This is a genomic window from Rhodanobacter lindaniclasticus, from assembly GCF_004799035.1.
GTDB classification, from domain to species: Bacteria; Pseudomonadota; Gammaproteobacteria; order Xanthomonadales; family Rhodanobacteraceae; genus Rhodanobacter; species Rhodanobacter lindaniclasticus.
Window position 1 is genome coordinate 12067 of record NZ_MWIO01000011.1, and the last position, 13863, is coordinate 25929.

The 13863-nt window shown below is 65.9% G+C and carries 18 protein-coding genes and 1 tRNA gene; 6 read left to right on the forward strand and 13 right to left on the reverse strand.

The annotated features are described in order from the left end of the window. Window positions 1-33: 33 nt before the first annotated feature. On the reverse strand, window positions 34-1404 hold the full coding sequence (glmU, locus tag B1991_RS03050; RefSeq protein ID WP_136257237.1) for a bifunctional UDP-N-acetylglucosamine diphosphorylase/glucosamine-1-phosphate N-acetyltransferase GlmU: 1371 nt from the start codon (window positions 1402-1404) through the stop codon (window positions 34-36). A gap of 159 nt (window positions 1405-1563) precedes the next feature. On the opposite strand from glmU, the gene B1991_RS03055 reads away from it, so the two are divergent. Next, window positions 1564-2136, forward strand: a complete 573-nt coding sequence (locus tag B1991_RS03055; RefSeq protein WP_136257238.1) for a DUF3016 domain-containing protein — start codon at window positions 1564-1566, stop codon at window positions 2134-2136. A 19-nt stretch (window positions 2137-2155) separates the two neighbouring features. On the opposite strand, the gene B1991_RS03060 is transcribed toward B1991_RS03055, so the two are convergent. The 12 genes from B1991_RS03060 to B1991_RS03115 all read right to left on the reverse strand — a co-directional run bounded on the left by B1991_RS03060 (window position 2156) and on the right by B1991_RS03115 (window position 10911). Further along, on the reverse strand, window positions 2156-2578 hold the full coding sequence (locus B1991_RS03060) for a F0F1 ATP synthase subunit epsilon (protein WP_136257239.1): 423 nt from the start codon (window positions 2576-2578) through the stop codon (window positions 2156-2158). A gap of 107 nt (window positions 2579-2685) precedes the next feature. After that, entirely contained in the window at window positions 2686-4119 is a 1434-nt protein-coding gene (gene atpD / locus B1991_RS03065) for a F0F1 ATP synthase subunit beta (protein WP_136257240.1), read from the reverse strand. 198 nt (window positions 4120-4317) lie between these two features. Next, complete coding sequence (atpG, locus tag B1991_RS03070) at window positions 4318-5235, reverse strand: F0F1 ATP synthase subunit gamma (RefSeq protein WP_136257241.1); 918 nt, start codon at window positions 5233-5235, stop codon at window positions 4318-4320. 110 nt (window positions 5236-5345) lie between these two features. Further along, window positions 5346-6896 (reverse strand): F0F1 ATP synthase subunit alpha, encoded by a 1551-nt coding sequence (atpA, locus tag B1991_RS03075; protein ID WP_136257242.1) that lies wholly within the window; start codon window positions 6894-6896, stop codon window positions 5346-5348. A gap of 97 nt (window positions 6897-6993) precedes the next feature. Next, entirely contained in the window at window positions 6994-7527 is a 534-nt protein-coding gene (locus tag B1991_RS03080) for a F0F1 ATP synthase subunit delta (RefSeq protein WP_136257243.1), read from the reverse strand. Window positions 7528-7530: 3 nt separating this feature from the next. Continuing rightward, entirely contained in the window at window positions 7531-8001 is a 471-nt protein-coding gene (locus B1991_RS03085) for a F0F1 ATP synthase subunit B (RefSeq protein WP_136257244.1), read from the reverse strand. A gap of 89 nt (window positions 8002-8090) precedes the next feature. Beyond that, window positions 8091-8369 (reverse strand): F0F1 ATP synthase subunit C, encoded by a 279-nt coding sequence (gene atpE / locus B1991_RS03090; RefSeq protein ID WP_136257245.1) that lies wholly within the window; start codon window positions 8367-8369, stop codon window positions 8091-8093. 70 nt (window positions 8370-8439) lie between these two features. Then, the gene (atpB, locus tag B1991_RS03095) at window positions 8440-9255 is read right to left on the reverse strand and encodes a F0F1 ATP synthase subunit A (protein ID WP_136257246.1); all 816 of its coding nucleotides are present in this window, start codon (window positions 9253-9255) and stop codon (window positions 8440-8442) included. Between the two features lie 3 nt (window positions 9256-9258). Next, window positions 9259-9624: a hypothetical protein gene (locus tag B1991_RS03100; protein WP_136257247.1), complete on the reverse strand. Its 366-nt coding sequence runs from the start codon at window positions 9622-9624 to the stop codon at window positions 9259-9261. 255 nt (window positions 9625-9879) lie between these two features. Next, on the reverse strand, window positions 9880-10266 hold the full coding sequence (locus tag B1991_RS03105; RefSeq protein ID WP_136257248.1) for a phasin family protein: 387 nt from the start codon (window positions 10264-10266) through the stop codon (window positions 9880-9882). 151 nt (window positions 10267-10417) lie between these two features. Next, window positions 10418-10780: a 6-carboxytetrahydropterin synthase QueD gene (gene queD / locus B1991_RS03110; RefSeq protein ID WP_136257284.1), complete on the reverse strand. Its 363-nt coding sequence runs from the start codon at window positions 10778-10780 to the stop codon at window positions 10418-10420. A 54-nt stretch (window positions 10781-10834) separates the two neighbouring features. Further along, window positions 10835-10911, reverse strand: a tRNA-Met gene (locus B1991_RS03115). Window positions 10912-11084: 173 nt separating this feature from the next. Between B1991_RS03115 and B1991_RS03120 the strand changes: the two genes are divergently transcribed. The 5 genes from B1991_RS03120 to B1991_RS03140 all read left to right on the forward strand — a co-directional run bounded on the left by B1991_RS03120 (window position 11085) and on the right by B1991_RS03140 (window position 13830). Continuing rightward, window positions 11085-11645: an RNA pyrophosphohydrolase gene (locus tag B1991_RS03120; RefSeq protein WP_136257249.1), complete on the forward strand. Its 561-nt coding sequence runs from the start codon at window positions 11085-11087 to the stop codon at window positions 11643-11645. Window positions 11646-11773: 128 nt separating this feature from the next. Beyond that, window positions 11774-11959, forward strand: a complete 186-nt coding sequence (locus B1991_RS03125) for a (2Fe-2S)-binding protein (protein WP_425466645.1) — start codon at window positions 11774-11776, stop codon at window positions 11957-11959. Between the two features lie 112 nt (window positions 11960-12071). Further along, window positions 12072-12542, forward strand: a complete 471-nt coding sequence (bfr, locus tag B1991_RS03130; protein WP_136257250.1) for a bacterioferritin — start codon at window positions 12072-12074, stop codon at window positions 12540-12542. A gap of 114 nt (window positions 12543-12656) precedes the next feature. Further along, window positions 12657-13409, forward strand: a complete 753-nt coding sequence (locus B1991_RS03135) for a DUF6776 family protein (RefSeq protein WP_136257251.1) — start codon at window positions 12657-12659, stop codon at window positions 13407-13409. Then, a complete protein-coding gene (locus B1991_RS03140) occupies window positions 13396-13830 on the forward strand; it encodes a bactofilin family protein (protein WP_136257252.1) in 435 nt (144 codons plus the stop codon). Before B1991_RS03135 ends, B1991_RS03140 begins: the two co-directional genes overlap by 14 nt. Window positions 13831-13863 lie beyond the last annotated feature (33 nt).

Consider the following 13863-nt stretch of genomic DNA (forward strand, 5'->3'; position numbering starts at 1 on the left):
GCAGTTTTTCTCTCATTCCCCACTCCTCTCCACTCACTCCTGCTTCACCGGCCTCCGCCAGCCGGCCAATGTGGTTTGGCGGCCGCGTGCCACGGTGAGCTCACCGTCCGGCGCGTCCTTGGTGATCACCGAACCAGCGCCGATGGTGGCTTGCGCGCCGATGCTCACCGGGGCGACCAGGGCGCTGTTGGAGCCGATGAAGGCGCCGTCGCCGATGCGGGTGGCGAACTTGTTCACCCCGTCGTAATTGCAGGTGATGGTGCCCGCGCCGATGTTGACGCCGCGGCCGACCACGGTGTCACCGAGGTAGGTGAGGTGGTTGGCCTTGCTGCCTTCGCCGATGCGGGTCTTCTTGGTCTCGACGAAGTTGCCGACGTGCACGCCGGCGTCCAGCTCGGTGCCGGGGCGCAGCCGCGCGAACGGGCCGATCGTGCACGGGCCGTGGGTGACCACGCCGTCGAGGTCGCAATGCGGGTGCAGCACCGTGCCGGCGGCCAGCTGCACGTCCTTCAGGCGCGTGAAGGGACCGATGCGCACGTCGTCGCCGAGCACCACGCGGCCCTCCAGGATCACGTCGATGTCGAACTCGACGTCGCGGCCGGCCTCGACCGTGCCGCGCACGTCCACGCGCAGTGGATCGGCCATGCGCACACCCTCGCGCAGCAACGCATGCGTGGTGCGGCGACGCCATGCCGCTTCCAGCTCGGCCAGTTGCACGGGATCGTTGGCGCCGGCGGCTTCCATCGGGTCGGCGCATTCGACGCTGAGCGCACCGCGACCTTCCGCGGCGGCCATGGCGAAGATGTCGGTGAGGTAGTACTCGCCCTGCGCGTTGTCGCGATCGAGTTGCTTGAGCCAGCCGCGCAGGGCCAGCGCGTCGGCCAGCAGGATGCCGGTGTTGACCAGGTTGACGGCGCGCTGGCCGGCGTCGGCGTCTTTCTCCTCGACCACCTCGCGCACATGGCCGTTGCCGTCGCACAGCACGCGTCCGTAGCCGGTCGGATCGGCCAGCCGCGTGGTGAGCAGGCTGAAGCCGGCTTCGGCGTCCAGCAGCTGTTGCAGCGTTTCGGCGCGAGTCAGCGGCACGTCCCCGTACAGCACCAGCACGCGGGCCGCGCGCGGCACGCCGGCGATCGCCTGCTCCACGGCGTGGCCGGTGCCGAGCCGCTCGGCCTGCAGCACCCAGCGCAGATCGCCCTGCCCGGCGAACGCGGCTTGCACCTGCTCGCCGCAATGGCCGTAGACGATGTGGATGGCCGCCGGCTGCAGACTTCGCGCGGTGGCGATGACGTGCGCCAGCAGCGGCTTGCCGGCCAGCGGCATCAGTACCTTGGCGCGGTTCGATTTCATCCGCGTGCCGGCACCGGCCGCCAGGATGATCACGTGCAGCGGAGTTGTACCCATGGATGTCGACCCTGTTCCGACCGAACCAAAAGCATAGCAGCCGGCGGCGCCGGCTCGGCGTCAGCCGCACCTTCGGCAAGGCTTGCGAGGGTGCATACGAAAGCGCAACGATGACCGTGCCAGACTGACCAAGTCGGCAGCAACCAGAAGAGGTGCATCATGAAGCGCATGACCGGCATCCATTCATCCAGTTTGGCGGCCTTGCTCGCCATCGCCATGGCCGGAGGCTTGGCGCCGGCGACAGCCGTCGCCGCGCCACCACCGGCGGTCGCGGTGGGCGAACCCCATTCCGCCGCACGGGTCACGGTGAATTACGTCAATCCGGAGGAGTTCAGCGAGGTCAAGGAATTCGGCCAGCAGGACCGCTTCAACCGGACAGACTACCTGAAGCCGCTGAAGGCCTACCTGATCGAACGCGCCACGAAGATGCTGCCGGCCGGTGACCGGCTGGAGGTCAGCATCACCGACATCAAGCTGGCCGGTGGCTACGAGCCCTGGCATGGTGCGCAGCTGATGCACGTGCGCTTCATGAAGGACATCTACCCGCCGCGCATGGACCTCAGCTTCAAGCTGATCGGCAGCAACGGTGAAGTGTTGCGGGAGGGCTCGCGCAAGCTGCGCAATCTGGGATACCTGCAGAGCGGCATGATGCGTCCCACCGACACCGATCCCCTGCGCTACGACAAGGCGCTGATCGACAGCTGGCTGCGTCGCGGCCCGGAAAACCTCTAGGGTAGCCGGCGCCCGGACCTCAGTGCTTGAGGTTCTTGCGCAGCCGCTCCAGCGCCTGCAACTGGGCCATCGCCTGGGTGAGCCGGGTCTGCGCCTCGGCGAGCTCGATCGCGTCGGTGCGGTTGGCCAGCGCGTCGCGCGCTTCCTTCATCGCCTGCTGCGCCGAGGCCTCATCCAGGTCGGTTGCCCGCGCGGCAGTATCGGCCAGCACGGTGACCACCTGCGGCTGCACTTCGAGGATGCCGCCGGACACGTAGAACTGCTGGCGCTCGCCGCCTTCCAGCAGCACGTCGACATGGCCGGGCTTGAGCCGGGTGATCAGCGGCGCGTGGCGCGGCGTGATGCCCAGCTCGCCCTGGTCACCGGTCGCCACGACCATGGTCGCCTCGCCGGAAAAGATCTCGGCTTCGGCACTGACGATGTCGACTCGGATGGTTGTCATGTCTTTTCTCGCTACGCTCGAAGGAATTCGGGACAGGGTCGGGATTCAGCGGGGGCCCGGTTCGCGGCATTCGCAAACCCGGATCCCGGTTCCCGGAAAACGGTGGTTTACGCCGCCTTCTTCGCCCCCATCTCCTCGCCCTTCTTGATCGCCTCGTCGATGCCGCCGACCATGTAGAACGCCTGCTCGGGCAGGTGATCCACGTCGCCGTCGACGATCATCTTGAAGCCGCGGATGGTTTCGGCCAGCGACACGTACTTGCCCGGCGCGCCGGTGAACACTTCGGCCACGTGGAACGGCTGCGAGAAGAAACGCTCGCACTTGCGCGCGCGGTACACGGCCTGCTTGTCCTCTTCGGACAACTCGTCCATGCCCAGGATCGCAATGATGTCCTTCAGCTCCTTGTAGCGCTGCAGCGTGCCCTGCACGCGGCGGGCCACGTCGTAGTGCTCGGCGCCGACCACGTTCGGGTCCAGCTGGCGGCTGGTCGAATCGAGCGGATCCACCGCCGGATAGATGCCGCGCGAGGCGATGTCGCGCGACAGCGTCACGGTGGAGTCCAGATGCGCGAAGGTGGTCGCCGGCGACGGGTCGGTCAGGTCGTCGGCGGGCACGTAGACGGCCTGGATCGAGGTGATCGAGCCGGTCTTGGTCGAGGTGATGCGCTCCTGCAGCACGCCCATTTCCTCGGCCAGCGTGGGCTGGTAGCCCACCGCCGACGGCATGCGGCCGAGCAGCGCGGACACCTCGGTACCGGCCAGCGTGTAGCGATAGATGTTGTCGACGAAGAACAGCACGTCCTTGCCCTTGCCGCTCTCGTCCTTCTCGTCGCGGAAGTACTCGGCCATGGTCAGGCCGGTCAGCGCCACGCGCAGGCGGTTGCCCGGCGGCTCGTTCATCTGGCCGTAGACCATCGCCACTTTCGACTCGGGCAGGTTGTCGATTTTCACGACGCCCGCTTCCTGCATCTCGTGGTAGAAGTCGTTGCCTTCGCGGGTGCGCTCGCCGACGCCGGCGAACACCGACAGGCCGGCGTGCTGGGTGGCGATGTTGTTGATCAGCTCCAGCATGTTCACCGTCTTGCCCACGCCGGCGCCGCCGAACAGGCCGACCTTGCCGCCCTTGGCGAACGGGCAGACCAGGTCGATCACCTTGATGCCGGTTTCCAGCAGGTCATTGGACGCGGCCTGCTCGTCGTAGCTGGGCGCCTCGCGGTGGATCACCCAGTGATCCTTGGCCTCGATCGGACCGACCTCGTCGATCGGATTGCCGAGCACGTCCATGATGCGGCCCAGGGTTTCCTTGCCGACCGGCACCTTGATGCCTTCGCCGGTGTTGCGCGCCATCAGGCCGCGCTTCAGGCCCTCGGTGGAGCCGAGCGCGATCGCGCGCACGATGCCGTCGCCGAGTTGCTGCTGCACTTCCAGCGTGATGTCGGTGCCGTCGATCTTGAGTGCGTCGTACACCTGCGGCACCTGGTCACGCGCAAACTCCACGTCGACGACCGCGCCGATGATCTGAACAACTTTGCCCTGGCTCATGCTGATAGCTCCGGATGAATCTTTCTAAGGTTCTGTTTTCTACAAAGCGCCAATGAAACGTCGCTCTTACTAGGAGTGCGGCCATGGATGGCCACTATTTGATCTTGCCCTGCGATCACGGATGATCGCTTTCGTTTCAACGGTGCGGCCAGGGATGGCCGCTTCTTGACTTGCTCTTGCAGGCATGGGTGCCTGCACTCATACAGCCGCGGCGCCGCCGACGATTTCCGAGATTTCCTGCGTGATCGCCGCCTGGCGCGCCTTGTTGTAGGTCAGCGTCAGCGTGTCGATCACCTTGTTCGCGTTGTCCGACGCGGCCTTCATCGCGACCATGCGGGCGGCGTGCTCGCTGGCCAGATTCTCCAGCGTGGCCTGGTACACCACCGACTCGATGTAGCGGGCCAACACGTGTTCCAGCACGGTCTGTGCGTCGGGCTCGTAGAGGTAGTCCCAGTCGTGCCCGGCTTCCAGCTTCACGCCCGCATAGGCCGATTCACCCGCTTCCTCGTGCGCTTCCATCTCGGCCGCCACCAGCGGCAGCGGCAACAGCGCGTCGATGGTCGGCTTCTGCGTCATGGTGTTGACGAAGTCGCTGTAGGCGAGAAACACGCGATCCAGGGTGTTGGCCGTGTAGGCGTCCATCATCACCTTGATCACGCCGACCAGCTGCTCCAGTCGCGGCTTCTCGCCCAGGTGGCTGACCGTGCCCACCAGGTTGACGCCCTTGATCCGGCGGAAGAACGAGATCGCCTTCTGGCCGATCGCCACCACGTCCACCTGCACGCCCTGCTTCTGCCACTCGGCGATCGCCGGCAGCAGGCGGCGGAACAGGTTGGAGTTGAGGCCGCCGCACAGGCCGCGATCGGTCGACACCACGATGTAGCCGACCCGCGCCACGTTGTCGCGCTCGACCAGGAACGGATGGCTGAAATCCGTGCTGGCCTGCGCCACGTGCGCGATCACCTTGCGCATCAGCCGCGCATACGGCCGCGAGGCGCGCATCAGGTCCTGCGCACGGCGGATCTTGGCCGCCGAGACCATCTCGAGCGCGCGCGTCACTTTGCGCATGTTCTGCGTGCTCTTGATCTTGGTTTTGATTTCGCGTCCGCTTGCCATCTTCTACTCGCTCGCTGTGCTCACTCGTGGGATTGCGGATCCGGAATTCATGGAAACGGCGAACTCGCGTCCTGCCGAATCCCTGGCCTCGATCCCGAATCCCGGCTCTCTCACCAGCTGCCGGTCTTCTTGTACTCGTCCAGCGAGGCCTTGAAGATGGCTTCGATGTCGTTGTCCCAGGCACCGGTGGCGACGATCTTCTTCATCAGTTCCTCGTGGGTCTGATGCATGAAGGCGTGCAGGCCCTTCTCGAACGCCAGCACCTTGTTCACCGGCAGGTCGTCGAGGTAGCCCTTCTCGGCGGCGTAGACCGACAGCGCCAGTTCGGCGATCGACAGCGGCGAGTACTGCTTCTGCTTCATCAGCTCGGTCACGCGCTGGCCGCGGTCGAGCTGGGCGCGGGTAGCCGGGTCCAGGTCCGAGGCGAACTGCGCGAACGCGGCCAGTTCGCGGAACTGCGCCAGCGCCAGCTTGACGCCGCCGGAGAGCTTCTTGACGATCTTGGTCTGCGCCGAACCACCCACGCGCGACACCGAGATGCCGGCGTTCACGGCCGGGCGGATGCCGGCGTTGAACAGGTCGGTTTCCAGGAAGATCTGGCCGTCGGTGATCGAGATCACGTTGGTCGGCACGAACGCGGAGACGTCGCCGCCCTGGGTCTCGATGATCGGCAGCGCGGTCAGCGAGCCGGTCTTGCCCTTCACTTCGCCGTTGGTGAACTTCTCGACGTAGGCCTCGGACACGCGCGAGGCGCGCTCGAGCAAACGCGAGTGGAGATAGAACACGTCGCCCGGATACGCCTCGCGGCCCGGCGGGCGCTTCAGCAGCAGGGAGATCTGGCGATAGGCCACGGCCTGCTTGGAGAGGTCGTCGTAGACGATCAGCGCGTCCTGGCCGCGGTCACGGAAGTACTCGCCCATCGCGCAGCCGGAGTAGGGAGCCACGTACTGCAGCGCGGCCGACTCGGAGGCCGAGGCGACCACCACGATGGTGTTCGCCAGCGCGCCGTTCTCTTCCAGCTTGCGCACCACGTTGGCGATCGACGAACGCTTCTGGCCGATGGCCACGTAGATGCATTTGATGCCCGAATCGCGCTGGGCGATGATCGCGTCGATCGCCAGCGCGGTCTTGCCGGTCTGGCGATCACCGATGATCAGCTCGCGCTGACCGCGACCGACCGGGATCATCGCGTCGACCGACTTGTAGCCGGTCTGCAGCGGCTGGTCGACCGACTTGCGCCAGATCACGCCCGGCGCGACCTTCTCGACCGGCGCGGTGAGCTTGGCGTTCAGCGGACCCTTGCCGTCGATCGGATTGCCCAGCGCATCGACCACGCGGCCGAGCAGTTCCGGGCCGATCGGCACTTCGAGGATGCGGCCGGTGGTCTTGGCAGTGTCGCCCTCGCGCAGGTGCTGGTACTCGCCCAGCACCACCGTGCCGACGGAGTCGCGCTCCAGGTTCAGCGCCAGCGCAAACGCATTGCCCGGCAGCTCGATCATTTCGCCTTGCATCGCATCGGCCAGGCCGTGGATGCGCACGATGCCGTCGGACACGCTGATGATCGTGCCCTCGTTGCGTGCCTCGGCGCCGAGCTTGAACTGCTCGATGCGGCTCTTGATCAGTTCGCTGATCTCGGACGGATTCAGTGTGCTGCTGGACATGGGTTCTTATCCTGAAATTTTGTAAACGCGATGCTTTCTTCGAGAGTCCGGCATGGATGCCGGGGTTTGCTCTCCGCGAAATGGATTTCGCGTGAAACTAATTACTCAGCGCGCCGGCCAGCTTGGCCAGCCGTCCGCGCGCGGAACCGTCGATCACTTCGCTGCCGGTGTCGATCACCGCACCGGCCAGCAGCGAGGCATCGACCTGGGTGTCCAGTTCGATCTCGCGCTTGAAGCGGCGCTTCAGCGAGGCCTTGAGCTGCTCGGTCTGCGTCGTGTCCAGCGCCATCGCGCTGGTCACCTTGACCAGCAGCTGCGACTCGGACTCGCGCTTGAACGTCTCGTACAACTCGGCCACCTCCGGCAGCAACGCCAGCCGTCGCTGCTCGGCCATTTCGGCGAGGAACTTGCCGAACGGCGCCTCGGCAGCGATACCGGCCGGGAGATGCAGCGCGACGAGCTGCGCGGGCAGCACCCGCGGATCGTTGCCGAGACCGGCCACGCGCGGATCGGCCGCGACCGCGGCGGCGAACGCCAGCGCCTGCGACCACGCATCCAGCGTGCCGGCGGCGTGCGCCACTTCGAACGCGGCTCGGGCGTAGGGACGGGCGAGGGTGATTGCCTGGGCCATCGATCAGATCTCGGCCGCGAGCTGGTCGAGCAGGGCCTTGTGCGTCGAGGCATCGACCTCGCGCTGCACGATCTTGCTGGCGCCGGCGACGGCCAGCGCACCGACCTGCTCGCGCAACTGGTCGCGCGCGCGCTGGGCCATCGAGGCGATGTCGTCCTGCGCCGAAGCCTTCAGGCGATTGATCTCGCTGACGGCTTCGCCACGGGCCTTTTCGATGATCTGGTTGGCCTGCTGCTGGGCCTTGTCGATGATCTCCGAGGCTTGCAGGCGGGCCTGCTTGATCTCGGCCTGGACCTTGGCGTCGGCATCCTTCAGATCGGCGTGCGCGCGCTCGGCCGCATTCAGGCCTTCGGCAATCTTGAGCTGGCGCTCTTCGATGGCCTTGTTGAGATACGGCCAGATGAAGTGCACACAGAACCAGATCAGGATGGCGAACGAAATCATTTCGCCAATCAAGGTCGCGTTGAAATCCATCGCTGCGTTACCTGCAAATACGGGTTGAACCGAACCCGGGCGTCAGGACGCCCGGGTCGAAACGGCGGCGCCGTGCGCCGCCACGTGACTCAGGCGCCGGCGAGCTTGGACAGCAGCGGGTTGGCCACGGCGAAGTACATCGCCAGCGCCACGCCGATCAGGAACGCCGCGTCGATCAGGCCGGCGAGCAGGAACATGCGGCCCTGCAGCAGCGGCACCAGTTCCGGTTGACGCGCAGCCGCCTCGAGGAACTTCGAGCCCATGACGCCGATGCCGATACAGGCACCGAGTGCACCGAGGCCGATGATCAGGCCCAGCGCGATGGCGGTGAAGGACTGCACTTGAGCAATTTGAGTGATGAGTTCCACGACGGTCTCCTGAGAAAAGCAAACTGGGGATGGCAAAAACGGATGAAACGAAGGATTCGACAACAGCCAATCAGTGGTGATCGTGCGCCATCGAGATGTACACGATCGTCAGCACCATGAAGATGAAGGCCTGGATCGAGATGATCAGGATGTGGAAGATGCCCCACACCGTGTAGCCGATGATGCCGGCGCCGTACAGCGCCCAGCCCGCCAGCCCGGCGCCGGCGCTGAACAGGCCGGCGATCAGCATGAACACCAGCTCGCCGGCGTACATGTTGCCGAACAGTCGCATCGCCAGGCTTACCGGCTTGGACAGCAGCTCGACCACGTTGAGCAGGAAGTTGGGCAGCCACAGCAACGGACTGGAGCCGAACGGCGCGGTGAACAGCTCGCGCATGTAGCCGCCGGCGCCCTTGGCCTTGAAGCTGTAGAAGATGATCAGCACGAACACCGTCAGCGACATCGCGAAGGTCATGTTGATGTCGGCGGTCGGTACGGCGCGGAAGTGGCCGACGCCGAATTTCTCGGTGATCCACGGCAGCAGGTCCACCGGCAGCAGATCCATCGCGTTCATCAGGAACACCCAGACGAACACGGTCAGCGCCAGCGGGCCCAGCACGCGGCGGTCGCCGTGGAACACGTCCTTGACCTGGCCGTCGACGAACTCCAGGATGATTTCGACGAACGCCTGACCCTTGCCCGGCACGCCGGCGGTGGCCTTGCGCGCCTTCAGCCAGAACCACAGGCAGAACAGCACGCCGAGCGCCAGCGACACGGTGACCGAGTCGAGATGCACCGCCCAGAAGCCTTCCTTGCTCGCATGCGGAACAAGATGCTGCAGGTGGTGCTGGATGTATTCAGTAAGCCCGCCCGACTCGCTTGCCATGCTTCAACCCTTGAATCTGAACGCCAGCAGATAGACCGCGTAGGCAGCCACCAACCCCGTGATGGCGGCCAGTGGCGGCAACTTGAATTGGAACAGGATCACGACCAGCCCTCCGACGATCACGACCCATTTCAGGAGCATGCCCGCCAGCAGCCGACCCAGCGCCAGACCCGCGCCGCCAATGCCGCTGAACATCCGCGCCGACATCACCGCGGTGCCCAGTGCCACCACCACCGCGCCTGCCGCGGCCGATGCCGCTTCACGACGCCCCAGCACAAGGAAGGTGCCGCCCACCAGCAGAGCCACTGCGAACTGCAGCAGCACGATGCGCAAGGCGATGCGCCGACCCGAGGCCAGGTTGTTGAGCAAGTGACGTCTCCGCGCGGCCCTTGTCAGGCGGCACCGATCCAGTCACCCGCCACGATCCGAATCCGTAAAAGTATATCAGTGCGCCGATTGCCCGGACAAGCCGCAAACCCGGCGAACCCCCGCGCTGCACGCACGGACGCGTACCCGCGTGGCACCTGCGACGATCCGCCGCAACCGCAGGATCCTGCGCACAAAAGAAGGCCGGACATCCTTGTCCGGCCTTCTCGGGGGTGTTGCAACCGTTGACCGCCGTGATTACTTGGCGGCGGCCTTCTTGCCGGCGACCGGCGCGGCTACCGCGTCGTTCGCCGCCTGGCGCTGCTCCTGCACCAATGCGTTCAGCGACTCGGCGGTCTTCTGGGTGATCGCCAGCACTTCCTGCGACACCGCCACGGCGCGCTCGGCGTTCTCGCGGCTCAGGCTGCTGCCCTTCTCCCACAGGCCGCGCAGGCCGTCGATGTCACGGGCCTCCATCACCTCGGTGACGAACTCGGCGGAGACCTTGGTCTGCTCCTCGAGCGCCTTGAGCTGCAGCTCGGCAACTTTCTCCAGGCCCTTCAGGGCCAGCGAATGCGCCTTGAACGCGCTGTCGGTGAACTGCTTGGTGAACGCAAAAAGCTGGTTGTTGAATTGCTGGGTCATGGCTCGTTCCTCGTGGAGGATGGGGTAGTGGCAGCCACTCTAGCAAAGCTTCTGTTGCGTTGCAACATGAATTTCAGGAAATCGCCAGACCAGTCGACAAATGTTCAGCGTAAACGCTTACTTGCGAAAGTCATTCGCATAACGCAACGCGTCAGAAATCGACCCGGCTGCAGCTCGCCCCCGACGTGCAGGTCTCGTGCACCACGACCTTGTCCAGCCCCGCCAGCCGCGGCTCCAGCCGCTGCCAGATCCAGCGAGCCAGCATCTCGCTGGTCGGGTTCTCCAGCCCCTCGATGTCATTGAGGTAGTGGTGGTCGAGCTGGTCGTACAACGGCTGGAAGGCCGTCTTCAGCTCGGCAAAATCCATCACCCAGCCGAGCCGGGGGTCCGGCTCGCCGGAAACATGGATCTCGACACGGAACGAATGACCATGCAGCCGCGCGCATTTGTGGCCTTCCGGCACGTGCGGCAGGCGGTGGGCTGCTTCGAGCTGAAACACCTTGAAGATGTGCATGGCGACGTCCGCGCGGATGGACACGTCGGCGGGAACGGACACGCGCGACACGTTTGGTGGCTATGGGTGGACTCGAACCACCGACCCCAGCATTATGAGTGCTGTGCTCTAACCAGCTGAGCTACATAGCCACGGAGAGGCCGCCGCGGGGCGATCGCCGGCGGGGCGCGGAAGTGTAGTGGGCGGAGCGCGTTCGTTCAAGTCGGCGGCTTGCCGCTGCTTTGCGGGCTGTGGTTGAATCGGGTCAGGATCGCGCGGCCATTCTGCCGCCGGTTCGCGGGGCCTTGGCCCCGGGAGGCGACGCATGATTGATGTAGATGGCTACCGTCCGAACGTGGGGATCGTGCTGCTCAACGCAGACGGCCAGCTGTTCTGGGCGCGCCGGGTCAATCGTGACGGCTGGCAGTTCCCGCAGGGCGGCATGCGCACCGACGAGACCCCGCTGGAGGCGATGTACCGCGAGCTGGAGGAGGAAACCGGCCTGGCGGCGCACCACGTGGAAGTGATCACCGCCACCCACGGCTGGCTGCGTTATCGCCTGCCGGAGCGCTATGTGCGCCGGCACCAGCGGCCGACCTGCATCGGCCAGAAGCAAGTGTGGTTCCTGCTCAAGCTGGTCGGTGGCGAGGAAGCGTTGAAGCTCGATGCCAACGAGAAGCCGGAGTTCGACATCTGGCGCTGGGTGGATTTCTGGTACCCGGCCGCGCATGTGGTGAACTTCAAGCGCGACGTGTACGCCCGGGCGCTGCGCCACTTCGCACCGTTGGTGGAAGAGCTGTTCGGCGTGGAGATTGGAACCACGCCGCCGCGGGCCGACGCGGACACCCCCGCCGGCGGTCCGCGCACGGGTCGCGCGGCGGCCTGACCAGGCCGCACCCCGGTCGCGCAGAGCGGGCGCGCTCCCACGCAACTAGGCCAGGCGGGTGGCAACTCGCAACCCTGTTGTTGACAATCGTTCGCATTCGCGTTCTCATACGCGCCATGTACGTTTGCATGTGCAATGCCGTCACCGACCACGACATCCGCCGCGAGGCGGCCGATGGCGTGCAGACCTTTGCCGAACTGCAGGCGCGCACCGGCTGTTCGGACTGCTGCGGCTGCTGCGGCGACGAAGCCCGCGCCACCTTCGAGCAGGCCCGCCGGCAGGTGCTCTGCAAGCTTCCCCTCGTCGCCGCCTGAGCCGACGCGCCCGCCACGCATCGCCGTGCGGGCAAACCATGGGCATTCCCGTTCCGTCCCGACTGCCGCGGAGTTTGTATAGTCCGCGGGTCTGTCGTGATGGAGAAAAGCCATGAAGGGTGATGCCAAGGTCATCGAGTACCTCAACAAGGTGCTCTACAACGAGCTGACCGCGATCAACCAGTATTTCCTGCATGCCCGCATGTACAGGAACTGGGGCTACACCGAGCTGGCCGAGCACGAGTACAAGGAATCGATCGACGAGATGAAGCACGCCGACCGACTGATCGAGCGCATCCTGTTCCTCGACGGCCTGCCCAACCTGCAGCGGCTGGGCAAGCTGCGCATCGGCGAGCACCCGGTGGAGGCGCTGCAGGGCGATCTGGATCTGGAGCTGGCCGCCACCGTCGACCTGCGCGAAGCGATTGCTTACAGCGAAGGCATCGCCGACTACATCAGCCGCGATCTGTTCAAGCACATCCTGCATGACGAGGAAGAACACATCGACTGGCTGGAAACCCAGTTCAACCTGATCAAGGACATCGGCGCGGAACGCTATCTGCAGAGCAAGATGCAGAGCTGAAGCCGGTTGCGCAGCGCGCACGCCGCCACAGTGCATCCGCGCGGGCGTGCGCCCGTTCCTTGACGCTTTCGTCACGCCCGGGCTATACCTCGGGTTTTCCGGGAACGTCCTCCCATGGGTTCACGACCACCTCCGCGTCTCGTGGTGCGCAGGCACGACGACGTCGGCCGCCGCTGGCGCCGCCTGTGGTGGGGTCTGGCGTGGCTGGCCAGCCTGCTGGCGGTGGGTGCAGCGGTGCATCTGCTGGGCGCGCGCAGCACGCCGGCGGTGGTCGACCACAAGCAGCAGCGTGCGCTGCTGGCCGAGGTCGACGATCTCAAGCAGCAGGTGGCGAACCTGCAGCGCGCCGGCCAGGTCAACGAGGTGGCGACCAGCGCCCTGCGCGGCACCCTGGCGCAACGCGAGAAGGAGTTGAGCGCGCTGCGCTCGGACCTCGGGTTCTATTCGCGCCTGGTTGCCGGCAACGGCCAGCGCCAGGGACTCAAGCTGCAGGAGGTGAAGCTGCAGCCGATCGCCGGTTCGCGTGGCTGGACGCTGATCCTCAGCCTCACCCAGAACGCCAAGCGCGGCGACGAGGTCAGCGGCCATGCCACGGTCAGCGTGGAGGGCATGCGCAAGGACAAGGTCGTGACGCTCGACTGGCCGGCGCTGGGCGACGGCGCGCAGAAGGACGGCCTGCCGTTCCGCTTCACCTATTTCCAGCAGTTGCAGGGCACGATCGTGCTGCCCGCGGATTTCCGGCCGACGCGGCTGCGCATCCGCGTTGATCCGGCCAGCGGCGAGACCATCAGCCGCACCGTGGCATGGAGCGCCGCCTTGTCCGGCAACATCACTACCGCCGAGGGAGACCGAGATGCTCAACCGTAGACGCAGCGACCGCAACCGCGGCAGTTCCGAAACCAGCCTGATCGCCCGCGGCACGGTGATCCGCGGCGACCTGCGCTTCAGCGGCGCGCTACACCTGGACGGGCGCATCGAGGGCAGCGTGCTGGCCGAGGGCGACGACGCCATGTTCACCCTCAGCGAGCATGGCGAGGTGCAGGGCGAGGTGCACGTGCCGCAGGCGGTGATCAACGGCCACATCACCGGCGACGTTCACGTCAGCGTGCGGCTGGAGCTGGCGCCGCTGGCCCGCATCGACGGCGACCTGCGCTACCACACGCTGGAAATGGCCGCCGGCGCCCAGGTCAACGGGCGCATCTCGCGCCAGGCCGAACCGGCGCAGCGCGCGCTGGCCGCGCCGGAAGCAGGGACCACCGACGTCGACGAGGAAGCGTTGCCGGCCTGACGCGCTATGCTTGTGTCTGTCCGCTCCGATCCC